General features: G+C 72.2%; 21 protein-coding genes and 1 tRNA gene. 14 read left to right on the top strand and 8 right to left on the bottom strand.

Annotated elements, in window-relative coordinates; genetic code table 11:
* Both ACIBO8_RS13220 and ACIBO8_RS13215 read right to left on the bottom strand, forming a co-directional pair.
* On the bottom strand, positions 1 to 1,506 hold a 1,506-nt coding region (locus ACIBO8_RS13220), incomplete at its 3' end, for a hypothetical protein (RefSeq protein ID WP_396115383.1).
* Positions 1,507 to 1,661: 155 nt separating this feature from the next.
* Positions 1,662 to 3,323 (bottom strand): copper resistance CopC/CopD family protein, encoded by a 1,662-nt coding sequence (locus ACIBO8_RS13215; protein ID WP_396115382.1) that lies wholly within the window; start codon positions 3,321 to 3,323, stop codon positions 1,662 to 1,664.
* Positions 3,324 to 3,377: 54 nt separating this feature from the next.
* On the opposite strand from ACIBO8_RS13215, the gene ACIBO8_RS13210 reads away from it, so the two are divergent.
* The 7 genes from ACIBO8_RS13210 (at position 3,378) to ACIBO8_RS13180 (ending at position 8,813) form a co-directional block, all read left to right on the top strand.
* Positions 3,378 to 3,914 (top strand): sigma-70 family RNA polymerase sigma factor, encoded by a 537-nt coding sequence (locus ACIBO8_RS13210; protein WP_396115381.1) that lies wholly within the window; start codon positions 3,378 to 3,380, stop codon positions 3,912 to 3,914.
* A 56-nt stretch (positions 3,915 to 3,970) separates the two neighbouring features.
* On the top strand, positions 3,971 to 4,426 hold the full coding sequence (locus tag ACIBO8_RS13205) for a MauE/DoxX family redox-associated membrane protein (RefSeq protein WP_396115380.1): 456 nt from the start codon (positions 3,971 to 3,973) through the stop codon (positions 4,424 to 4,426).
* Entirely contained in the window at positions 4,423 to 5,151 is a 729-nt protein-coding gene (locus ACIBO8_RS13200; protein ID WP_396115379.1) for a DsbA family protein, read from the top strand. The genes ACIBO8_RS13205 and ACIBO8_RS13200 overlap by 4 nt, the downstream gene beginning before the upstream one ends.
* Positions 5,148 to 6,140 (top strand): hypothetical protein, encoded by a 993-nt coding sequence (locus tag ACIBO8_RS13195; RefSeq protein ID WP_396115378.1) that lies wholly within the window; start codon positions 5,148 to 5,150, stop codon positions 6,138 to 6,140. The genes ACIBO8_RS13200 and ACIBO8_RS13195 overlap by 4 nt, the downstream gene beginning before the upstream one ends.
* A complete protein-coding gene (bcp, locus tag ACIBO8_RS13190; protein ID WP_396115377.1) occupies positions 6,137 to 6,607 on the top strand; it encodes a thioredoxin-dependent thiol peroxidase in 471 nt (156 codons plus the stop codon). Before ACIBO8_RS13195 ends, bcp begins: the two co-directional genes overlap by 4 nt.
* Before the next feature lie 76 nt (positions 6,608 to 6,683).
* Positions 6,684 to 8,480: a methyl-accepting chemotaxis protein gene (locus ACIBO8_RS13185; RefSeq protein WP_396115376.1), complete on the top strand. Its 1,797-nt coding sequence runs from the start codon at positions 6,684 to 6,686 to the stop codon at positions 8,478 to 8,480.
* Positions 8,481 to 8,735: 255 nt separating this feature from the next.
* Positions 8,736 to 8,813 (top strand) — tRNA-Leu (locus ACIBO8_RS13180).
* 24 nt (positions 8,814 to 8,837) lie between these two features.
* On the opposite strand, the gene ACIBO8_RS13175 is transcribed toward ACIBO8_RS13180, so the two are convergent.
* A complete protein-coding gene (locus ACIBO8_RS13175; RefSeq protein WP_396115375.1) occupies positions 8,838 to 9,035 on the bottom strand; it encodes a hypothetical protein in 198 nt (65 codons plus the stop codon).
* A gap of 127 nt (positions 9,036 to 9,162) precedes the next feature.
* On the opposite strand from ACIBO8_RS13175, the gene ACIBO8_RS13170 reads away from it, so the two are divergent.
* A complete protein-coding gene (locus ACIBO8_RS13170) occupies positions 9,163 to 9,678 on the top strand; it encodes a GNAT family N-acetyltransferase (protein ID WP_396115374.1) in 516 nt (171 codons plus the stop codon).
* Here the strand turns inward: ACIBO8_RS13170 and ACIBO8_RS13165 are convergent.
* Positions 9,675 to 10,571: an expansin EXLX1 family cellulose-binding protein gene (locus tag ACIBO8_RS13165; protein ID WP_396115373.1), complete on the bottom strand. Its 897-nt coding sequence runs from the start codon at positions 10,569 to 10,571 to the stop codon at positions 9,675 to 9,677. The genes ACIBO8_RS13170 and ACIBO8_RS13165 overlap by 4 nt on opposite strands.
* Before the next feature lie 43 nt (positions 10,572 to 10,614).
* Positions 10,615 to 11,406, bottom strand: coding sequence for an MOSC domain-containing protein (locus tag ACIBO8_RS13160; protein WP_396115372.1), 792 nt, complete (start codon positions 11,404 to 11,406; stop codon positions 10,615 to 10,617).
* A 62-nt stretch (positions 11,407 to 11,468) separates the two neighbouring features.
* Here ACIBO8_RS13160 and ACIBO8_RS13155 point away from each other — a divergent pair, with 62 nt between their 5' ends.
* Genes ACIBO8_RS13155 through hutH form a run of 6 tightly spaced genes read left to right on the top strand, consistent with a single transcriptional unit; the run spans position 11,469 to position 19,092 of the window.
* A complete protein-coding gene (locus ACIBO8_RS13155; RefSeq protein ID WP_396115371.1) occupies positions 11,469 to 12,317 on the top strand; it encodes a MurR/RpiR family transcriptional regulator in 849 nt (282 codons plus the stop codon).
* A gap of 11 nt (positions 12,318 to 12,328) precedes the next feature.
* Positions 12,329 to 13,963 (top strand): urocanate hydratase, encoded by a 1,635-nt coding sequence (hutU, locus tag ACIBO8_RS13150; protein WP_396115370.1) that lies wholly within the window; start codon positions 12,329 to 12,331, stop codon positions 13,961 to 13,963.
* A complete protein-coding gene (locus ACIBO8_RS13145; protein WP_396115369.1) occupies positions 13,960 to 15,144 on the top strand; it encodes an allantoate amidohydrolase in 1,185 nt (394 codons plus the stop codon). The genes hutU and ACIBO8_RS13145 overlap by 4 nt, the downstream gene beginning before the upstream one ends.
* Positions 15,141 to 16,415, top strand: coding sequence for a formimidoylglutamate deiminase (locus tag ACIBO8_RS13140; RefSeq protein ID WP_396115368.1), 1,275 nt, complete (start codon positions 15,141 to 15,143; stop codon positions 16,413 to 16,415). Before ACIBO8_RS13145 ends, ACIBO8_RS13140 begins: the two co-directional genes overlap by 4 nt.
* On the top strand, positions 16,412 to 17,560 hold the full coding sequence (gene hutI / locus ACIBO8_RS13135) for an imidazolonepropionase (RefSeq protein ID WP_396115367.1): 1,149 nt from the start codon (positions 16,412 to 16,414) through the stop codon (positions 17,558 to 17,560). Before ACIBO8_RS13140 ends, hutI begins: the two co-directional genes overlap by 4 nt.
* On the top strand, positions 17,557 to 19,092 hold the full coding sequence (gene hutH, locus ACIBO8_RS13130; RefSeq protein WP_396115366.1) for a histidine ammonia-lyase: 1,536 nt from the start codon (positions 17,557 to 17,559) through the stop codon (positions 19,090 to 19,092). Before hutI ends, hutH begins: the two co-directional genes overlap by 4 nt.
* Before the next feature lie 148 nt (positions 19,093 to 19,240).
* Here hutH and ACIBO8_RS13125 read toward each other — a convergent pair whose 3' ends face one another.
* From ACIBO8_RS13125 to rph, 3 genes are all read right to left on the bottom strand, one after another.
* Positions 19,241 to 19,606, bottom strand: a complete 366-nt coding sequence (locus tag ACIBO8_RS13125) for a peptidoglycan-binding protein (protein WP_396115365.1) — start codon at positions 19,604 to 19,606, stop codon at positions 19,241 to 19,243.
* Between the two features lie 529 nt (positions 19,607 to 20,135).
* Positions 20,136 to 20,750 (bottom strand): RdgB/HAM1 family non-canonical purine NTP pyrophosphatase, encoded by a 615-nt coding sequence (rdgB, locus tag ACIBO8_RS13120; protein WP_396115364.1) that lies wholly within the window; start codon positions 20,748 to 20,750, stop codon positions 20,136 to 20,138.
* The gene (gene rph / locus ACIBO8_RS13115; protein WP_396115363.1) at positions 20,747 to 21,475 is read right to left on the bottom strand and encodes a ribonuclease PH; all 729 of its coding nucleotides are present in this window, start codon (positions 21,473 to 21,475) and stop codon (positions 20,747 to 20,749) included. Before rph ends, rdgB begins: the two co-directional genes overlap by 4 nt.
* Positions 21,476 to 21,535: the final 60 nt, after the last annotated feature.

The following is a 21,535-nucleotide window of genomic DNA, read 5'->3' as shown; positions in this document are numbered from 1 at the left end:
CGGCTTCGCCTCAACGACCGGCTTCGCCTCAACGACCGGCTTCGCCTCAGCCACCGGCTTCGCCTCAACGACCGGCTTCGCCTCAACGACCGGCTTGGGGTCGGCGGTCGGCTTGGAGTCGGAAGCCGGCTGGGCGTCAGCGGCCGGCTTGGCGTCGTTGACCTTGCGGGACGCGTTCAGGGCGGCCGCCGCGCGAGCCTCCGTTTCCCGGGCGCGAGCAGCCGCGGTCTCGGCGACCCAGGCCCCGACCGCGGACGCCTCGAAGATCGGCAGGTCCGTCGGCTGGGGAGCGGTCCGCCGCCGCGCGCCGGGGCCACGACCGAGAAGCGGGTCCCCAGCGGTCGGCGCCGGCTCCGCGGCAGGCGTGGCGCGAGGCGCGATCAGGCTCAGCGGCTCACCGGGCGCCGGCGAAGACGCGACCGGCGCAGGTGAAGACCCGACCGGCGTGGACGAAGTCCCGACCGGCGCGGACGAAGACCCGACCGGCGCGGACGAAGACGCTACCGACGGCGCCGGGACGGCAGCGGGAGAAGCCGAAGCGGCGGCCGACGCGAGGGCCGGGGAAGGCGACGAGGTCGCCGCGACCGCAGCGGGAACCGGCATGGCCGGCATCGGAACAGCCGCCCCCCGCTCCGAGGAGGAGGAAGACGAAGCCGAGGAAGAGGGAGAGGAGGGTGAGGATGACGGCGGCCAGGTCAGCGCCGGCGGCCGGCTGCGAGGCTGGGAGTCGGCGAGCGTACGCGGGCGGTGGGAAGCCGAGTGCCGGCCGCCGCCCGTACGGCTCAACGGGAGCGGGGCGCCGATCGCCTGCATCAGGTCCGGGACCTGGCTCGGCTCCACGATGTAGACCACCTCGCGCCGGCGCGACGGCCACCCCAGAAAGATCATGCCGATCATCACCAGGAGGGTGCCGGCGATCAGGAGCGCCCAGGTGGCCTGGTTGAGCCAGCCCGGGCGGATGGCCGCGGTGGACTCGAGGCGTACGCCGGGCTGCGCGGCCGGGTTCATGATGACCAGGCTGTAGGCCGTGTCGCGCAGGTCCGTGGGGTTCCAGTCGACCGCGCCCGTGCCGGCGGCGATCCAGAAGCGCTCGCGGCCGGGGAGTTGTTCGGGGGCGCGGGTGCCCGGCACGAGTTTGCTCGTCACCGGGAGGGCGCCGGTGCCGAGGTCGATGGCGGACACCGAGATGCGGGGGATGTCCTCGAGGTACGCGTCCACGCGCGCCCGGGGTGCGATGCCCACGAAGGCCGGGGCGGACGACGACGTGGCCGTGATGCGCAGCCGGGTGTCGCCGACGCGGGCGAACGGGGCGTCGTTGCGCAGCAGGGTGTCGACGTCGTCGACCACGACGGCGTACCCGGAGGTCGCCACCCGCTGCATGGTGCCGCTGAAGGCTCCGCCCGCGTCCCGGTGTTGCATGGCGGCCCAGAACGCGCCGCCGACCAGTAGGGCCGGAAGTCCGACGGTCAGCATCAGCATGCCGAGGATCGTGCGGAACACCCGCATCTCGATCTCCCCCTTCTCGGTGGTACTGGGCAGACCATACAGACCGAAATAACACCAAAATGGATAAACGGTTACTTAGGCCCCTGGAGGTATGAGGAGAAAGGGAGGAAAAAGCGCAGGGCCGGCCCGAACGGGGCCGGCCCTGCGCAGGAGAGTCAGGAGATCTTGGCGGTCATCGTCAGGGTGGATTGATCGATGTCGCTCGTGCGTACGGTGAACTTGAACGTCCACTCCCCGGCCGCCGGCAGCGCGATGTCCCCCACCGCGTGGAAGTCGGTGATCCGCAGCAGCGGTATCTCGATCGGCTCTATGCCCTTGGCCGGCAGCGCCGCCGTCCCCGTCCACTCGACCACCGGCAGCGGCTTGTTGTCGGGTGTGTACGCGTACAGATGCAGCGAGTTGTTGCCCACCGTGGCCGGGAAGACGTCGACCTGGAGCGACACCTTCTTGTCCGCGATGGTCTGCGTGATCGTCGTGCTGGTGGCGGCGGTCTGCGCCGCCTCGGCCGTGCGCGGCGGCGCGATCTGCACGAGCGCCGCGGTCACGCCCAGCACCACCGCCGTGACGGCCAGCTCGGCGATCACCATCCGGCGCAGGGTACGCGGGCCGTTCTCGGCGCTGCGGTTGCGGACGAGATTGCGGGAGTACGCCGCAATGCCGATCACCACGGCGGCGAGCGCGACCTTCGCCAGGATCAGCCGCCCGTACGTGCTGTCGTAGAGCCCCTTGAGCGACGCGACCTCGATGAGGGCCTGGACCACGCCGGCCAGCAGGAGCGCGGAGACCGCCGTGGCCGCCCACCGGGACCAGATCGGCAGGATCGCGCCGAGCTCCGTGGCGTTGGCCTGGCGTAGCAGGAAGCCGGTCAGCATCACGAGGCCGCCGAGCCAGACCGCCATCGCGGCAAGGTGGATCGCGTCGACGACGACGGAGACGCCTGCGACCGGGGAGGCCGTCGGATGCCCGGTCAGGGGCCAGGTCGCCAGGGCCGCGACGCCGAGGACGCCGAGCAGCGCCAGGTCGGCCTTGCTCTCGCCGCCCGAGCCGCGCAGCAGGGGGCGTAGCAGGACCGCCGCCGCGATGATCACACCGAGGCGGACCAGCATGACCGCCCCGAACGTGCTGCCCAGCACGTCCTGCAGGTCGGCGCCGGAGACGCCGAACAGGCCCGTCCCGGTCGTGTACGGCGCCTGCAGCCACAGCCCGAGCACCGTGCTCCCGAGCACCAGCCCGATCCCGGTCCAGACCACGCGTGCGGGCCCGACGCGGGACAGCCGGTGCGGCCAGAGCAGCGCGAGGACCAGCACCGGACCGACGAGCAGCACCAGGCCGGCGTACCCGAGGTATTTGCCGACCGGGATGAGCGCGCGCACGACGGGATCGACCGAATCGGCGGCCTGCGACTCCGTCGGCGGCGTCGAGGCCGCGCCCACCGAATAGGTCAGCGTGCCCGCGACGGGGTGGCTGTCCGCGGAGACGACCCGGTAGCTGACCAGGTAGGTGCCGCGGCCGCCGCCGGAGCGCAGCGGGATGGTGACCGTGGCGCCGTCCGCCTGGGGGTCGCCCTGATCCGCGCGGCTGCCGTCGGGGGCGAGCACCTGGATCTTGCCCGAGATGAGCTGCACCGACTCGCTGAAGGTCAGCCTGATCCGGTTGGGCGCGTCCGGGACGATCGTGTTGCTGCCCGGGTCGCTGGCCACGAGGGCGGCGTGCGCGCTGGCCGGACCGGCCGGCCCGAGAAGCACGGCCAGCAGGCCCAGGAACAGCCCGGCGAGAGCGGCCGGCACCCGGCGTCGATCAACGGTCATGCACTCCATGCTCCCCGATGGCTCCGCGGGCGCGGCAGAGTGGTCCGCGTACCATCTGCCGGTGTGACGCCCGACCCCCTGACTGCCCTGGCCCTGCGGGCGCGGGCCGGCGATGCCGGCGCGCAGTCCGCTCTCGTCCGAGGTACGCAGGCGGAGGTGTGGCGGTTCACCGCCGCGCTGGTCGATCCCGGGGTGGCCGATGACCTGACGCAGGAGACCTATCTGCGGGCGTTCAAGGCACTGCCCGGCTTCGAGGGCCGGTCGAGCGTGCGTACGTGGCTGCTCGGCATCGCCCGGCGCACCTGCGCCGACCATCTGCGGGCCGTGGTGCGGCGCCGCCGGCTCGACGCCCGGCTGGCCGCGGAGGCCTTCGCGGACCACCCCCAGCAACCCGACCCGGCGCACCGGCTCGGCGCCGCCGACCTGCTGAGCCGTCTCGGCGAGGAACGCCGCACCGCATTCGTGCTCACCCAGGTGCTCGGCCTGTCCTACGCGGAGGCGGCCGAGGTCGAGGGCGTACCGGTGGGCACGATCCGCTCCCGCGTCGCCCGGGCCCGCGAGGAGCTGATGGCCGCGGTGGCCGAGGCCCAGGCCAGCTGATCACAGCAAACCCCCAGGAACCCGGGGGCACCGTGCGCCGACTAAGGGTCGTGAGCATGTGGATATCGACCGCGGCCCGGCTGGGCCTCGCCGCCGTCTGGCTGGTCGCCGGAGGCCTGAAAGTCGGTGACCTCGCGGCCTCGGGGCGGGCGGTCAACGCGTACCAGCTTTTCCCGTACGAGGTGGCGAAGACGATCGGCGCCGCCCAGCCGTTCCTGGAGATCGCCCTCGGGCTGCTCCTGCTGGCCGGTCTCGCCGTACGCCTCAGCGCCGGCATCTCGGTCGCCCTCCTGGTGATCTTCATCGCCGGGATCGTCTCGGCCTGGACCCGCGGCCTGCAGATCGACTGCGGCTGCTTCAGCTCGGGCGGGCAGCTCGGCGCCGGGGCGGACCCCGCGTACGGGTGGGACATCGCCCGGGACGCCGCCTTCCTCGTGCTCGCCGGGATCCTGCTGTGGCGGCCGCGGACCCGCTTCTCGATCGACGGCATCCTGATGGGGGACGCACAGTGAGCAAGGGCACGAAGGAGAGGGCACAGGCCAAGAAGGTCGTGCAGCAGCAGCTGGCGAAGGAGCGCCGCCGCACGGTGACGCTCTGGACGACCGTCGGCGTCGTCGCGGTGCTGATCATCGCGGGCCTCATCGGCTGGGGCGTGGCGTCCGGACAGGAGAAGGACACCGCGGGCAAGCTGACGGTGCCGCCCACGGCGGTCGACGACGGTACGGCGTTCGCCCGCGGCTCCGGCCCGGTGACGATCGACATCTACGAGGACTTCATGTGCCCGATCTGCCACGAGTTCGAGACGGCGGCCGGCCCCACCGTGACCCAGCTGGTCGACGCGAAGAAGGTGACGGTGCGGTACCACCCGATCGCGATCCTCGACCGGTACTCCACGACCGAGTACTCCACCCGCTCGGCGGGCGCCGCGGCGGCAGCGGCGGCCGGCGGAAAGTTCGTCGAGTACCACGACGTGCTCTTCGCCAACCAGCCGCCGGAGAACAGCGCGGGGCTGGACGACGCCAAGCTGATCGAACTGGGCCGGTCGGTGGGGCTGACCGATGCCTCCTTCGCCGACGCGGTGAACGGCAAGACGTACACCGCGTGGGCCACGAAGGTCACCGACACGGCTTCGTCGCGCGGGGTCACCGGCACCCCGACCGTGATGGTGGCCGGCAAGAAGCTGGACAACCCGTCCCCGCAGGCCCTGACCGCGGCGGTGGAGGCGGCCGGCGCGTGAGACGCGGTGCCCTGTTCCTGGTGCTGCTGGCCGGCGCGTTGCTCGTGCCGGCCGCTCCGGCGTCCGCGCACGGCGGGGAGGCACCCGATGCCACCGCCTACCGGACGGAAGCGACGGGGCTCAGCCGCGCGGTGCCTGGGCTGCGGGTACGCGTGGTCGAGGCGGGCGCCCGGCTCGAGCTCACCAACGGTACGGGCAGCACGATCGAGGTGCTGGGCTACTCCGGCGAGCCGTATCTGGAGGTGCGCCCCGACGGCACGTACCAGAACGTCAACTCGCCGGCCGCGTACCTGAATCAGACGCTGGACGGCGATGCGGCCGTACCGTCGAACGCCGGGCCGGCCGCTCCCCCGCAGTGGCAGCGGATCTCCGCGGAACCGAGCGTGCGCTGGCACGACCAGCGCATCCGGTGGATGAGCGCCGATCCGCCGCCGCAGGCGAGGAGCGACCCGTCGCGGCCGCACAAGCTGCGGGACTGGGCGGTGCCGCTGCGCCAGGGGGTGACCACCTTCGAGCTGCGGGGCACGCTGACCTGGGAGCCGCCGCCGCCCGCGTGGGCCTGGTGGGTGGGCGCGCTCGCCCTGGCCGCCGCCGTGACCGCGGCCGGCCTGCGCCTCCGGCGGGGAATCGGCACGGTCGCGGTGGTCGCCGGCATGGTCGCTCTCGGGTACGCCGTGACGCGCGCGACCGCCGGCGTCGGCGGCCAGGCCCCGGCGATCGGGGCGGCGGCGCTCGCCGTGGCCGCGGGAGTGCTGACCCTGCTGGGCCGTACGCCGTTCCTGCTGCTCCTCGGCGGCGCCGCGCTGGCCCTGTTCGACGGGGTGGCCGGCGCCGGGGTCTTCGCCCAGGCGGTGGTGAACTTTCCGGGGCCCGGCTGGATGTCGCGGGCGGCCGTACTGATCGCACTGGGCGCCGGAGCCGGCCTGGCGATCACCGGACTGCTGCGGCTGCGCTCCGCCGAACCGGCCCGGATATCTTCGGACGCATGACTGAGCGCCTTTCGCCGGGTGATCCGGCCCCCGATTTCACCCTGCCGACCGACTCCGGCGACACCATCGCCCTGAAGGATCTGCGCGGCCGCAAGGTGGTGCTGTACGCGTACCCGGCCGCGATGACGCCCGGCTGCACCACCCAGGCGTGCGATTTCCGCGATTCCCTCGCCTCGCTGCAGGCTGCAGGCTACGAGGTCATCGGCATCTCGCCGGACACCCCGGCCAAACTGGCGAAGTTCCGCGAGCGGGACGCCATCACATTCCCGCTCGTCAGCGACCAGGACAAAAGCGTCCTGACCGCGTACGGGGCATTCGGCGAGAAGCAGCTGTACGGCAAGACGGTCACCGGCGTGATCCGGTCGACGTTCGTGATCGACGAGAACGGCGCCGTCGAGAAGGCGCTGTACAACGTCAAGGCGACCGGCCACGTCGCGAAGCTGCGGCGGGATCTCGGTATCGACTGACTTTTGGGGTGATTTCTCGGATCCTGGGGGGTGGTGCCGATAAGAGAGGTAACCACCAGCCATTCCGGAGACGCCGATGCCGACTGCCAAGCCGACCCGCCGCTTCGGGCTGGGTGCCACGCTCCGCCGCGGTAAGAAGAGCTCCCCCGCGCACTCGGCCCCACCGGCCGGCGCGGCTTCTCCCGCGGCCGGAGTGGTCCCCACGGCTGGAGCCGCGGTTGCGGCCGGCGGGAAAGCGCGCGGCCGTCGTCGTAAGCAGCAGCCGAAGCGGGCCGGACTGCCGTCGCTGGGCGTCCTGCGCAACTTCACCGTGTCGCAGAAGCTCATCGCGAGCTTCGGCATCCTGAGCCTCCTGGTGGTGTCGGTCGGCTCCTTCGGCCTGTACGAACTCACCTCGGCCAACACCCGGCTCGAGACCATGTACAACCCGCACCTGCGGGCGATCGGCGTCCTGGGCAACGTCCGCGCCGACGTGCAGCAGGCCACCTCCCTGTCGTACAAGCTGATCGTGCGCTCGCCGCTCGCCGACGTGAGCAACGTCGAGATGGCGATCGCGCGGCTCGACAAGAAGATCGACGACAACTGGAAGGAATACTCGTCGCGGCCCGCCCCCGGCACCGACACCGACCGCGCCGCCTTCGTCGCCGCCCTCGCGCAGTACCGCAAGGTACGCGACGAGCAGCTCGTACCGGCGGCGAAGGCCAACAGCATGACGACCTACCTGGGCGCCCAGAACAACTTCATCGACCCGCTGACCGACAAGATCACCATCGCGCTGAACAACCTGGCGGGCATCGAGGACAAGGCCGCGCAGAGCGAGATGGCGGACGCACGCGACAGCGCCGCCCTGGCCCGGATCGTCACCATCGTTCTGATCCTCGGCGCCGTCGTCTTCGCCATGGTCATCGCGATCGTCGTGAGCCGCGCCATCGCCCGCCCCCTCGGCCGCACCGTGACGGTCCTCGAGGGCCTGGCGGAGGGCCGCCTCGACCAGCGCCTGCAGGTGAGAGGCCGGGACGAGGTCGCCCGCATGGCGGAGGCCCTCAACACCGCCCTGGACCGGCTGACCGCGACCATGCGTACGGTCAGCGAGAACGTCACCACGCTCGCATCCTCGTCGGAGGAGCTGACCGCGGTCGCCGGCCAGATGAACTCGTCGGCGTCGCGCTCCGCCGAACGCGCGAAGGCCGTCTCCCACGCTTCCGAGGAGATCAGCGTCAACATCACCACGGTCTCGGCGGGCGCCGAGGAGATCGGCGCCTCGATCTCCGAGATCGCCCGCAGCACCTCCAGCGCGGCCGAGGTGGCGGGCCGCGCGGTCCGCGTCTCCGGCGAGGCCGAAGCGATCCTCCAGCAGCTCGGCACGTCGTCCCAGGAGATCGTCTCGGTCGTCAAAATCATCACGGGGATCGCCGAGCAGACCAACCTCCTGGCGCTCAACGCGACGATCGAGGCCGCCCGGGCCGGCGAGATGGGCAAGGGCTTCGCGGTCGTGGCCGGCGAGGTCAAGGAACTCGCCCAGGAAACGGCCCGCGCCACCGAGGACATCCGCACCCGCGTCGGCGCCATCCAGTCCGACTCGACGGCGGCGGTCACCGCCATCGCCGAGATCGGCGCGGTCATCGACCAGATCAACGCCACCCAGACGGCGATCGCGGCGGCGGTCGAGCAGCAGACCGCGACCACCAACGAGATGACCCGCAACGTGGCAGAGGTCGCCAACACCTCCACCGAGATCTCCGCCAACGTGGCCGAGGTCGCCGAAACGGCGGCCGAGACGACCAACGCGGCCTCCAACACGTCCGCGGCCGCGGACGAACTCGCCCGGGTGGCCCACGACCTGCAGCAGAGTCTGGCGATGTTCCGCTACTGAGCAATCCCTCCGGGGACCGCCGACCCACGGCGGCCGTCACGCGGCCTGGATCCGCGAGGCGGCCGCCGTGCCGCGCGGCCTGCTCACCGCGACTGACGGCCGCATCGATGTCGCCGTCCACACGGTCAGCAATGTTCTCGCTCGGATCGGCCTGCCCAACCGGAGGCTGCGCGGCCCTCATCTGCTGAGTCTCCGAGAGCATGCCCGGACCGGCGCACACGGCGGCATCCGGCACGCCCTAGAGTGGTCAGGCAAGGGGCCGTAGCCCAATTGGCAGCAGGCACACGGTTTAGGTCCGTGACAGTGCGGGTTCGAGTCCCGCCGGCCCCACCACAGCTCCTACGGAACCGTCGCCGATCACCTCGCCGCGACGATAGGGAGCAGTTCGTCCAATGACACGATGACAGGGCCGGCCCTGCCGCTCCGGGCTTTCCGGTCGAGCGTGACGCCGCGATAGCCGAGGTCCTCCGCGGTCGCCACGAGCTGCGGGTCGTCGTCGATGAACAGACACTCGTGCGGGGAAAGCTCCAGCAGGCGGCTGTCCTCGGCGTACATCCGCGGAGTCCGGGTTGCGGCAGCCCATGACGTCATTCCAGCGGCCGCCGACCGGCCGGGTCAGGAAGCCACCCGCGGGAGCCTACCGGCTCTGGCGGTGCGGGCGGTTGACGTACCGTTCTGTGCGATGCTCTCCTTCGTCCTGGACCCTCCCCTGACCGCGGCCCTGCGCGAGCAGATCGTCGACCTCTGGGTCGATGCCACCAATGCCGGCGGCGCGGTCGGCTTCGTCGGGCCCGTCACCGCCGATGAGGTGAGGCCGGTCGCCGAGGACACCTTCGCCGGCGTGACCGACGGCCCGGACCGGCTGCTCATCGCGACCGACCGCGGCCGGCTCGTGGCTTTGCTCTTCATCGTCGACAACCGGTTCGCGCTCAAGGCGCATTGGCGGGTGCTCAAGCGGGTGATGGTGGTGCCCGGCAGTCAGGGCCGTGGCTACGGTGCCGGGCTCATGCGCCGGGCCGCCGAGGTCGGCCGGGAGATGGGGCTTGCCGGGTTGCAGGTGACGCTGCGGGACGGGCACGGGCTCGATGCCTTCTACGCCAAGCTCGGCTATCGCGCGGTCGGGCGCTTTCCCGGGGCGCTGCGGGTGGCGGACGGTGACGACCGTGACGAGGTCGTCATGTGGCTCGACCTCGCCTAGCAGTGCGGCTTCGGCGCCGATGCGGCGAGGGCGATGTTCTCTTCGAGCGTGGGTTCGGGGAGAACGACGGCCGGCGAGGAGGCCTTCGGCGCGGGGGACGCCTTCGGCTTCGACACGGGGGCCTTCGTCTTGGTGTGGGTGGGGGACGGCGCGGACTTCACCACAGCGGCCGAGCCGCCGGCGAAGCGTACGGATGTCGCCTGCTTCTTCTCAGGGATGAGCTTGATGTTCTTCGCCGTGGCCGTGTTGCCATAGATGTCGGTCATCTGGATCTGGAACGGGCCGTTGCCGGTGCGCCGTTCGATGAGCCAGAAGTTGTAGTCGGTGTGGGTGGCGGTCATCCAGCTGCCGCCCGATCCCTTGGCGCGTACCGACTTGATGGGGTTGGCGTGGTTGTCGATGAGGATCGCCCACCAGTACTGGGACGAGCCCTTGGCGAAGGTGATGCTCAGCGGGCCGGGGGCGGCGTTGGGGACGGCGCGGTAGGTGATGGGGACGACGCCCGCGGACGGGTTGGCGATCTTCTTGAATGCCGTGCGGCTCAGGTCCAGCCAGCCGGGGGTGCATTCGGGGCAGGAGTCGAACACCTTGACGCGGACCTTGCCCTTGGGGCCGGTCACGTCGATGTAGCTGCCGCACGACAAGGCCTTCGAGTATTCGGTACGGCCCAGTGCCACGTACAGGTCGTCCGCGGGGGGTTTGAAGTTGCAGTTGCCCACCGTGCCGGCGAGGTCGTAGAAGGTGGCTTTGCCCGTGTGCTTGGCGCTGGTGGGCGGGGCCGCGCAGGCGCCGCCGCCGTTCTGCAGCAGGAGCGCCGTGCCGAGGACGCCGGCCAGGAGGACGGCGCCGCCCGTGGCGAGCCAGCGGGGACGCAGAAGGCGATGAGCTGTCACGCTGAGGCATCCTGCGGGGCGGCCACCGCTGCGGGCAACTCTCCTAAGACACGCTTAAGACAGGCTCCCCCACCCGGATGATGCTTGTCTCACCTGGCGTGATGTCGGGGATGAGGTTGACGCCGAACTGCAGCCCGCCGTCACGGTTGCGGAAGCGGCCGAGGGTCCGCAGGGGCTCGCGGCCGCCCTCGCCGGTCTCCTGATCGATGGTCGTCACCACGCAGCGGTTGCTCGGCTCGGCCACCCGGTAGCTGGTGTCTCCGATCCGCAGCACGCCGCCGACCCACTTGTCCTCCGCCCACGGTTCGCTTCCGGCGACGACGACGTTCGGACGGAAGCGGGTCATCGGGACGGGGTCGTCCAGCCAGCCGTTGAGGGCGTCCAGCGACGCCTCGGTGGTCAGCAGGATGGGAAAGCCGTCAGCGAGGTTGACCCGGTCGTCCTCGCGGGCATTGCGCTGGATGGGCCGCGCCCGGGGGTCTGCGAGCCAGGCCAGGCGGGCGTCGCGGCCCAAAAAGGCCGAGACGAACTCGGTGGCGGCCGGGGCGAGGCGGGCGGCCACCGGCGGCTTGGACCGGAAAACCCGGATCTTCACCGGCGGTCCGTCGAGCGGCTCGTCGACGTCGAAGCCGTTCAGGACCACGCCGCCGGGTCGCGGCACCGCGTGCAGGCGGGTCAGGGCGGATGTCTCGCGCTGGGTGATGCCGACGCCGTGGGCGTCGATCGCCATCCAGCGGCGGTCGCCGGCCAGGCCCCAGGGTTCGGTTACGGCCACGTCGTGGTCCAGCCGATGACACCCTTTGACCGGGTACGTGTGGAGCGCCGAGATCCGCATCGGCCCAGCGTCGCACAGGAGGGCACTAGCGCTGTGAAACTTTTTATGCATACTCTTCATCTGTGAATGACGGAGCGGTCAGGACGGGCGGGCGCGTGCTCGACCTCTTTCAGGGCGCCCGGCTGACCCCGACCCAGCGACGGATCGCGCACAGCCTCGTGCAGCACGGGGCCTCCGCCGCGTACCTGTCGGCCGCGGAGGTCGCCGAGCTGGCCGGGGTGAGCCAGCCGTCCGTGACCCGGTTCGCGATGGCGCTCGGCTATGCCGGCTATCCCGCCCTGCGGCGGGAGCTGCGGTCTCTGGCCGACGTCCCGGCCAGCCCGCCGGAGACCGGCGAGAACGAGACCCAGCGGGCCCTGCGCGCGGAGAGCCGCCACCTCGAGCGGATGGCCGACGACCTGGGTGATCTCGGGGCCGTCGAGCAGGCCGCGGCGCTGCTGGCGGGCAGCCGGCCGCTGCCCGTGCTCGGGCTGCGGGCCGCCGCGCCGCTGGCCGGCTACTTCGGGTACTTCGCGGCGAAGGTGCTGCCCGACGTGCGGGTGCTCGACGGCGGCGGCACGACGCTGCTCGACCGTCTGGACCAGGCCCGTGCCGCCGGGGCGACCGCGCTGCTGGCGATCGTCCTGCCCCGCTACCCGCGGGAGGCGCTCGACGCCCTCCGCGAGGCACGGGAGCTCGGCATGGCCGTGGTCGCGATCACCGATTCGGCGGTCAGCCCGGCCGCCGAGTCCGCCGACGTGGCGCTGCCCGCGCCGGTCGGCACCCAGCTCGTGTTCGACCTGCACACCGGCCCGATGGCGATGGCCATGGTGCTGCTGCAGGCCGTCTGCGACGCCGCGCCGGAGCCGGTGCAGCGCCGCCTGGAGGAATTCGAGGCGACGGCCGCCCGCCGCCACATCTTCGAAGCATGAAGGAGCCCGGCATGGCAGAGGTACGCGCGCCGCGCGGCACGGCGTACACCGCTCAGGGTTGGCCGCAGGAGGCCGCCAAGCGGATGCTGATGAACAACCTCGACCCGGACGTGGCCGAGCGCCCCGAGGACCTTGTCGTCTACGGCGGCACCGGCCGCGCCGCCCGCGACTGGCCGTCGTTCCACGCCATCGTCCGTGAGCTGGACGCGCTCAAGGGCGACGAGACGCTGCTGGTGCAGTCCGGGCGCCCGGTCGGCGTGTTCCGCACCCACGAGTGGGCGCCGCGCGTCCTGATCGCCAACTCCAACCTCGTCGGCGACTGGGCGACCTGGCCCGAGTTCCGCCGCCTGGAGAAGCTCGGCCTCACCATGTACGGCCAGATGACCGCCGGCTCGTGGATCTACATCGGCACCCAGGGCATCCTGCAGGGCACGTACGAGACGTTCGCGGCCGTGGCGGCCAAGCGCTTCGCGGGCGACCTCGCCGGAACGCTGACCCTGACCGCCGGCTGCGGCGGGATGGGCGGCGCGCAGCCGCTCGCGGTCACCATGAACGGCGGCGCCTGCCTCATCGTGGACGTCGACGAGTCGCGGCTGCGCCGCCGGGTGAAGGACCGCTACCTCGACACGGTGGCGCAGGACCTGGACGACGCGGTCGCGCAGGCCGAGGCGGCCAAGCGGGACCGGGTGGCGAAGAGCATCGGTGTCGTCGGCAACGCGGCCGAGGTCTTCCCCGAGCTGCTGCGCCGCGGCGTGGCCATCGACATCGTCACCGACCAGACCAGCGCCCACGACCCGCTGAGCTATCTGCCGGTCGGCGTGGAGCTCGCCGACGCCGCCGATTACGCCGCCGCCAAGCCCGAGGAGTTCACCGACCGGGCGCGGGAGAGCATGGCCCGGCACGTCGAGGCGATGGTCGGCTTCCTGGACGCCGGCGCGGAGGTCTTCGACTACGGCAACTCGATCCGCGGCGAGGCGCAGCTCGGCGGCTACGACCGGGCGTTCGCCTTCCCCGGTTTCGTGCCCGCGTACATCCGGCCGCTGTTCGCCGAGGGCAAGGGCCCGTTCCGCTGGGCGGCGCTCTCGGGCGACCCGGCCGACATCGCCGCCACCGACCGCGCGGTGCTCGACCTGTTCCCCGAGAACGAGCCGCTGGCCCGGTGGATCCGGATGGCCGGCGAGCGCGTCGCGTTCCAGGGCCTGCCCGCGCGGATCTGCTGGCTCGGCTACGGCGAGCGGGACAAAGCGGGCGTGCGCTTCAACGACATGGTGGCGCGCGGCGAGGTGTCGGCCCCGATCGTCATCGGCCGCGACCACCTCGACGCCGGTTCGGTCGCCTCGCCGTACAGGGAGACCGAGGCGATGCTGGACGGCTCGGACGCCATCGCCGACTGGCCGCTGCTCAACGCGCTGGTCAACACGGCCAGCGGGGCCAGCTGGGTGTCCATCCACCACGGCGGCGGGGTCGGCATCGGCCGCTCGATCCACGCCGGGCAGGTGTGCGTCGCCGACGGCACCGCGCTCGCCGGGCAGAAGATCGAGCGGGTGCTCACCAACGACCCCGGCATGGGCGTCATCCGGCACGTCGACGCCGGCTACGAGTCCGCCGCGGCATCGGGAGTCCACATTCCGATGGCACAGAAATGATCGCCGCCTTTCAGCAGCTCTGGCAGGAGATCGCGACCATCGGCCGCGATCCCGCGGGCGGCTATCTCCGGTACGCCCTGAGCAAGCCGGAGCTGGTGCTGCGCGACTGGTTCCGCAACCAGGCGGCCCGCCGCGACCTGGACGTCACCGAGGACGGCAACGGCAACCTGTTCGCCTGGTGGGGCCGGCCCTGGGGGCCCGGGACCGTGCTGACCGGCTCGCACTTCGACTCGGTGCCGCACGGCGGCGGGTACGACGGTCCGCTCGGGATCGTCAGCGCCTTCCTCGCCGTGGACGCCCTGCGCGAGCGGGGTGTCACACCGGAGCGGCCGCTGGGCATCGCCGCCTTCGTCGAGGAGGAGGGCGGGCGGTTCGGCGTACCGTGCCTCGGGTCGCGGCTGCTGACCGGGGCGATCACGCCGGAGAAGGCCGCCGCCCTGCGCGACCGGGACGGCGTCACGTTCGGCGAGGCGCTCGGCGCCCGGCCGGCGGGCGCGCTGCCGGACCTGATCCGCCGGGTGTCCGCCGTCGTGGAGCTGCACATCGAGCAGGGCAAGGCGCTGATCGACCTGGACGCCCCGGTCGGGGTGGCGAGCGCGATCTGGCCGCACGGGCGCTGGCGGATGGACTTCACCGGCACGGGCGACCACGCGGGCACCACCCGGATGGCCGACCGGCAGGACCCGATGCTGACGTTCGCGCACACCGTGCTGGCCGCCAACGCGGAGGCACGGGAGGCCGGGGCGCACGCCACGGTGGGCCGGGTGGAGGTCTCGCCCAATGCCACCAACGCGATCCCGTCGCTGGTCCGCGGCTGGCTCGACGCGCGCGCGGCCGACACGCCCACGTTGGACCGCCTGGTGGAGGTCGTGCTGAAGCGCGCCACCGAGCAGGCCGGTCGCGACGGCACCCAGGTCGTGGTCGAGCCGGAATCCGTGTCGCCGGAGGTCGCCTTCGACACCGCGCTGGCCGCACGGCTGGCGGAGGTCCTCGGGGGCGCACCGATCCTGCCGACCGGCGCCGGGCACGACGCGGGGGTGCTGTCGGCGCACGTACCGACCGCGATGCTGTTCGTCCGCAACCCGACCGGTGTGTCGCACTCCCCCGCCGAGCACGCCCCGGACGAGGACTGCGCGGCCGGCGTCGAGGCCCTGGCGACGGTTCTCGAGGCGCTCACATGAGGTACTTCGCCGAGCGGGCGTGGATCGGCGGGCGGGTCGAGCACGACGTCGCCCTCGAGGTCGACGGCGGCCGGTTCACCGCGGTCACGCCGGGGTCCGCGCCCGACGGAACCCGGTTGCGCGGGCTCGTGCTGCCGGGTCTGGCCAACGCCCACTCGCACGCGTTCCATCGCGCGCTGCGCGGCCGTACGCACGGCGACCGCGGCAGCTTCTGGACCTGGCGCGAGCTGATGTACGAGGTCGCCGGCCGCCTCGACCCGGACTCGTACTACCCGCTGGCCCGGGCCGTGTACGGCGAGATGGCCCTGGCCGGCATCACGAGCGTCGGCGAGTTCCACTACCTGCACCACAACCCGGACGGCACACCGTACGCGGACCCCAACGAGATGGGCCACGCCCTCATCCGTGCGGCGCGGGACGCGGGCATCCGCATCACGCTGCTCGACACGCTCTACTTGACGTCCAGTGTCGACGGCAAGCCGCTCGAAGGTGTGCAGCGGCGCTTCGGCGACGGCGACCTCGACGGCTGGCTCACCCGGACGTCGGCCCTGCGCGACGGCGAGGGCGTGCGGATCGGCGCCGCCGCGCATTCCGTCCGCGCGGTGCCGGCACGCTTCCTCGGTGGGCTCGCCGGTCGCGCACCACTGCACATCCATCTGTCCGAGCAGCGTGCGGAGAACGAGCAGTGCCAGGCCGTGCACGGCTGCACACCGACGGAACTGCTGCACCGGCACGGCGTCCTGGGCCCCGGCACCACCGCCGTCCACGCGACGCATCTCACCGACGGCGACATCAAGCTGCTCGGCGGTAGCCGTACCGGAGTATGCCTCTGCCCCACCACCGAGCGGGACCTGGCCGACGGCGTCGGTCCCGGCCGCGCTCTCGCCGACGCCGGCTCCCCGCTGAGCCTGGGCAGCGACAGCCACGCCGTCATCGACCTGTTCGAGGAAGCCCGCGGCATGGAGCTGGACGAGCGGCTCGCCACCGAGCGCCGCGGACACTTCAGCGCCGCGGAAATGCTCGCCGCGGCCGCCGCTCACACCGCCCTGGGCTGGGACGACGCCGGCGAGATCGCGGTCGGCAAGCGAGCCGACCTGGTAGCGGTCTCGCTGGACTCCGTGCGGACCGCGGGGGCCGACCCGGCCGGCGCGGTCTTCGCCGCGACCGGCGCCGACGTCACCGACGTCGTCGTGGACGGGCGGGTCGTCGTGGACGGCGGTCGGCACACCGGCTTCGACGTGGCCGCGGCCCTGCGGGAGGCGCTGTCATGAGCCTGGTTGTCACCAACATCGGCGAGCTGTTCACGAGCGACGACGAGCTCGGCATCCTGCACGACGCCGCCGTCGTCGTGGACGGCGGACGCATCGCCTGGGTCGGACCGGCCGCGCAGGCACCCGAGGCCGACGAACGACTCGACGCGAGCGGGCACGCGGTGCTGCCCGGCTTCGTCGACAGCCACGCCCACCTCGTCTTCGCCGGCGACCGCGCGGCCGAGTTCGCGGCGCGGATGAACGGCGAGGCGTACACCGGCGGCGGCATCCGCACGACCGTGGCCGCCACCCGCGCCGCATCCGACGACGAGCTGTTGTCCGCCGCACGACGCCTGGTCACCGAGATGCGCCGACAGGGCACCACCACCGTCGAGATCAAGAGCGGCTACGGCCTCAGCGTCGACGAGGAGGCGCGCAGCCTGCGCATCGCCGGCGAACTGACCGCCGAGACCACCTTCCTCGGGGCGCACGTCGTCCCGGCCGAGTACCGGGACCGCCCCGACGACTACGTCACCCTGGTCGCCGGTCCGATGCTCGAGGCTGCCGCGCCGCACGCCCGCTGGGTCGACGTGTTCTGCGAACGCGGCGCCTTCGACGGTGAGCAGGCTCGCGAGATCCTCACGGCGGGGCTCAAGGCGGGGCTGGGCGCGCGGATCCACGCCAACCAGCTCACGGCCGGTCCCGGCGTACGGCTCGCCGTGGAGCTGGGCGCCGCCAGCGCCGACCACTGCACGCACCTGAGCGACGCCGACGTGGAGGCGCTCGCCGGCTCGGACACCGTCGCGACGCTGCTGCCGGGCGCGGAGTTCTCGACCCGGTCGCCGTACCCGGATGCGCGCCGGTTGCTCGACGCCGGTGCCACGGTCGCGCTGGCGACGGACTGCAACCCCGGTTCGTCGTACACGTCGTCGATGCCGTTCTGCATCGCTCTGGCCGTACGGGAAATGCACATGACCCCCGCGGAGGCCGTCCACGCGGCAACCGCCGGTGGCGCACGGGCCCTGCGCCGCGACGACATCGGGGCGTTGCGTCCCGGTGCCCGCGCCGACCTGGTGGTCCTCGACGCCCCCTCCCACCTGCACCTGGCCTACCGGCCCGGAGTTCCGCTGATCCGCACAGTTCTGCACGACGGAGTGCCGCTATGAACGTCATCGTCCAGCCCACCGGCGTCACCCCCGCCGACGTCCTCGCCGTAGCCCGGCACGACGCGAAGGTCGAGCTCGCCGAGGCCGCCGTCGCGGCCATGAGCCGAAGTCGCGGCATCGTCGACGGCATCGAAGCCTCCGGCCGTCCCGTGTACGGCGTGTCCACCGGCTTCGGGGCCCTCGCCAACACGTCCATCGAACCGGAACGCCGCGCCGAGCTGCAGCACGCGCTGATCCGCTCGCACGCCGCCGGGGTCGGTGCGCCGATGCCCCGCGAGGTGGTGCGCGCGATGATGCTGCTGCGCGTACGGTCGCTGGCCCTCGGTCTTTCCGGGGTCCGCCCGAAGCTCGCCCAGGGCCTCGTCGACCTGCTCAACAACGACATCACGCCGTGGGTGCCGGAACACGGCTCGCTCGGCGCGTCCGGCGACCTCGCCCCGCTCGCCCACTGCGCGCTCGTGCTGCTCGGCGAGGGCTGGGTCCTCGGCAAGGACGGCGCGCGCGTCGACGCCGCCCAGGCCCTGCACGCCGCCCACCTGGAGCCGCTGGACCTGGCCGCGAAGGAGGGCCTGGCCCTCATCAACGGCACCGACGGCATGCTCGGCATGCTGCTGCTCGCCATCGAGGACGCCGAGCACCTGTTCGCCATGGCGGACGTGACGGCCGCGCTCGCCATCGAGGCGATGCTCGGCTCGGAACGCCCGTTCCTGCCGGAGCTGCACGCGATCCGCCCGCACCCCGGCCAGGCCTCGTCGGCGGCGAACATCCACCGGCTGCTCCAGGACTCGGCCATCATGGACTCGCACCGCGACGACCTCGCTCATGCGGTGCAGGACGCGTACTCGATGCGCTGCGCGCCGCAGGTGGCCGGCGCCGCCCGGGACACCCTGGAGTTCGTCCGTACGACCGCCGACCGCGAACTGCGCTCGGTGGTGGACAACCCGGTGGTCCTGCGGGACGGCCGCGTCGAGTCCACGGGCAACTTCCACGGCGCCCCGCTGGGCTTCGCCGCCGACTTCCTCGCCATCGCCGCGGCCGAGGTGGGCGCGATCGCCGAACGCCGGGTCGACCGCCTGCTCGACGTCGCGCGCTCCCGCGACCTGCCGCCCTTCCTGTCCCCGGACGCCGGCGTCAACTCGGGACTGATGATCGCCCAGTACACGGCGGCGGGCATCGTCGCGGAGAACCGCCGGCTGGCGAACCCGGCCTCGGTCGACTCGTTGCCCACCAGCGGCATGCAGGAGGACCACGTCTCGATGGGCTGGGCCGCGGCGAAGAAGTTGCGGACCGTTCTCGACAACCTCACCAGCCTGCTGGCGGTGGAGCTGATCGCGGGCGTACGCGGCATCCAGCTGCGCGCGCCCCTCACACCGTCACCGTCGGGCCGGGCCGCCGTGGCCGCCGTGGCGGGCTTCGCCGGAGAACCAGGACCGGACGTCTTCCTCGCGCCGGTGATGGAACAGGCCCGCGCCGTCATCGCCGGGCGCACCCTGCGCACCGACATCGAGGCCACGATCGGCGCACTCCACTGAGGATCGACCAGGGCGGTGAAGGCACGAGCGGTCGAACACCCCCAGCGCATGCGCGCCGGTGTCGTCATCGACGACACCGGCGTCTTCACCGACAAGCTCCGCGAATGGGAGTGTTGCTCCCGCCTCCGGGCGTCGTCCGATTCGGAGTTCAGCTGGGTACGGCGTCCCAGCAGCCATCGTCTTCCCAGAGGTGCGGCACACGCAGATCCACCAGGTAGCCGAGGAAGCTCCCGGTCTCGGGTCCTACGATGCCGTCCTGGTACGTCATGTGGAAATAGCGTTGGAAGTTGAGCACCGCATTGTAGGTAGCCTGGCCATAAATCGAATCTTGGACCAGGCCCGCGCCGGCCACAAAGTTGAGACCACCTTGGACACACCACACTCCGTGGCCCGTCGACCCCGGCCCTAACAGCGGCGCGTTGGGGTTGGCCTCGGCCGGAGCCGCACCGGCTCCCACCACGGCCACCATCGTCGCGATCCCCAGTGCCAGCCGTTTCGTCATGCGCGTCGTCATGTCCTCCCCACCTCCTGCTTTGCCCGGCCGCACCGGAAGCAGCTCGCGCCCGGACCGGTGCGCCAGGCCCACGGAGCGATGGCGGTCACGATCTTCCCTTTTTCCCGTTGTCGGCCGGGTGGTCCGATACCGTCGCATCCATCAGAGCACCGGCGGGATTTCTCAGGTAGCTGTGCCCGCGCCTAGGGGTCTCTCCTGCCGATCATCGAAGCCAGATGAGGGCGGCGATGAGCAGCGGTGGTGAGCGGTAGGGGGCTGCGCGTGAAAGCCTCGTAACTTCCACCTCGCCGGAGGTCTTCTCACATCTCAAGCCGCCACGCCACGTCGCACGCGGTGCGCGGCAGCGCAGGTGGGCGGCCGGACTGGCGCTCGGTGGACGGCTACGCGACTCGGAGGGTGTGCGGTGGACGCCTACGCGGCTCGGAGGGTGAGCGGTAGGCGGGTGCGCGGCCGGGCAAGCCCGCCGGCTGGCGGATCCGCGGGTGCGGCGAGACGGCCCCGGGGCCCGGCGCGGTGCCTGCCAGGCCCCCTAGCGGGGCAGTTCCTTGGCGATCACCTTGGAGAGCTCGCGGAATGCCTTGCCGCGGTGGCTGATGGCGTCCTTCTCGGCCGGTGTCAGCTCCGCGTTCGTCCGGTCCTGACCGTCGCCGAGGAAGATGGGGTCGTAGCCGAAGCCGCCCTTTCCCCGGCGGGCGCGCAGGATGCGGCCCGTCTGGCGGCCTTCGACGAGGTGTTCGCGGCCGTTGGGGAGGACGAGGGCCGCGGCGCAGACGAAGGCGCCGGTTCGGTGATCGTCGGGGACGTCGCTGATCTGGGCCAGGACGAGGTCCAGGTTGGCCTGGTCGTCGCCGTGGGCTCCGGACCAGCGGGCGCTGAAGACGCCCGGCATGCCGTTGAGGGCGTCCACCGCGAGGCCCGAGTCGTCGGCGACCGTGGGAAGACCGGTGCGGGAGGCGCCCTCGCGGGCCTTGATGAGGGCGTTCTCGCCGAACGTCAGGCCGGTTTCGGGTACGTCCGGGTAGCCGGGGAAGTCGCCGAGGCCGACCAGCTCGACGCCGCCGGCGCCGAGGGCGGCGTCGAGGATGCGCTGGAGTTCGACGAGCTTCTTCTTGTTGCCCGTGGCCAGGAGCAGGCGGGCGGTCACGACGCGAGGGCCTTCTGCTGGGCGGCGGCGAGCTCGGCGCAGCCCAGGACGCCCAGGTCGAGCAGGGCGTCCAGCTGATCGCGGCGGAACACGTTGGCCTCGCCGGTGCCCTGGACCTCGACGAAGTCGCCGTCGCCGGTGCAGACCACGTTCATGTCGACCTCGGCCGCGACGTCTTCGGCGTACATGAGGTCGAGGCGGGCCTCGCCCTCGATGATGCCGACGCTGACCGCCTGGATGGAGCGGTGCAGCACGGCGGCCGGCTTGCCGGCCAGGGCCTTGCGGTCGGCGAGCCAGGTGACCGCGTCGTGCAGGGCGACGTAGGCGCCGGTGATGGCGGCGGTGCGGGTGCCGCCGTCGGCCTGGAGCACGTCGCAGTCGAGGACGATGGAGTTCTCACCGAGGGCCTTGAGGTCGATGCAGGCGCGCAGGCTGCGCCCGATCAGCCGGGAGATCTCCTGGGTGCGGCCGCCGACCTTGCCCTTGACGCTCTCGCGGTCGCCACGGGTGTTGGTGGCGCGGGGCAGCATCGCGTATTCCGCGGTCAGCCAGCCCAGGCCCGAGCCTTTGCGCCAGCGCGGCACGCCCTCGGTCACGCTCGCGGTGCAGAGCACCCGGGTGTTGCCGAACTCGACGAGCACCGATCCTTCGGGATGGATGCTCCACCGGCGGTTCAGGGTCACGGGACGAAGCTGGTCCGGCGCTCGGCCGTCGGGACGTGCCATGGCCAAGAGCCTAGGCGGACCGTGACCGGTTCGTGCCGCGGGGTGCCGCGGGCTGTGGAC

Source organism: Actinoplanes sp. NPDC049681 (assembly GCF_044465265.1).
GTDB lineage: Bacteria > Actinomycetota > Actinomycetes > Mycobacteriales > Micromonosporaceae > Actinoplanes.
The sequence above is the reverse complement of the archived record's forward strand: the minus strand, read 5'-3'. Positions and strand labels throughout refer to the sequence as shown.

What these genes read in the sequence shown, in the direction of transcription:
- ACIBO8_RS13215 (WP_396115382.1), bottom strand. Translation starts at nt 3,323, where the DNA reads ATGGAGTGCATGACCGTTGATCGACGCCGGGTGCCGGCCGCTCTCGCC.
- ACIBO8_RS13205 (WP_396115380.1), top strand. Translation starts at nt 3,971, where the DNA reads ATGTGGATATCGACCGCGGCCCGGCTGGGCCTCGCCGCCGTCTGGCTG.
- bcp (WP_396115377.1), top strand. Translation starts at nt 6,137, where the DNA reads ATGACTGAGCGCCTTTCGCCGGGTGATCCGGCCCCCGATTTCACCCTG.
- ACIBO8_RS13185 (WP_396115376.1), top strand. Translation starts at nt 6,684, where the DNA reads ATGCCGACTGCCAAGCCGACCCGCCGCTTCGGGCTGGGTGCCACGCTC.
- ACIBO8_RS13175 (WP_396115375.1), bottom strand. Translation starts at nt 9,035, where the DNA reads ATGTACGCCGAGGACAGCCGCCTGCTGGAGCTTTCCCCGCACGAGTGT.
- ACIBO8_RS13170 (WP_396115374.1), top strand. Translation starts at nt 9,163, where the DNA reads ATGCTCTCCTTCGTCCTGGACCCTCCCCTGACCGCGGCCCTGCGCGAG.
- ACIBO8_RS13160 (WP_396115372.1), bottom strand. Translation starts at nt 11,406, where the DNA reads ATGCGGATCTCGGCGCTCCACACGTACCCGGTCAAAGGGTGTCATCGG.
- hutU (WP_396115370.1), top strand. Translation starts at nt 12,329, where the DNA reads ATGGCAGAGGTACGCGCGCCGCGCGGCACGGCGTACACCGCTCAGGGT.
- ACIBO8_RS13145 (WP_396115369.1), top strand. Translation starts at nt 13,960, where the DNA reads ATGATCGCCGCCTTTCAGCAGCTCTGGCAGGAGATCGCGACCATCGGC.
- ACIBO8_RS13140 (WP_396115368.1), top strand. Translation starts at nt 15,141, where the DNA reads ATGAGGTACTTCGCCGAGCGGGCGTGGATCGGCGGGCGGGTCGAGCAC.
- hutI (WP_396115367.1), top strand. Translation starts at nt 16,412, where the DNA reads ATGAGCCTGGTTGTCACCAACATCGGCGAGCTGTTCACGAGCGACGAC.
- hutH (WP_396115366.1), top strand. Translation starts at nt 17,557, where the DNA reads ATGAACGTCATCGTCCAGCCCACCGGCGTCACCCCCGCCGACGTCCTC.
- ACIBO8_RS13125 (WP_396115365.1), bottom strand. Translation starts at nt 19,606, where the DNA reads ATGACGACGCGCATGACGAAACGGCTGGCACTGGGGATCGCGACGATG.
- rph (WP_396115363.1), bottom strand. Translation starts at nt 21,475, where the DNA reads ATGGCACGTCCCGACGGCCGAGCGCCGGACCAGCTTCGTCCCGTGACC.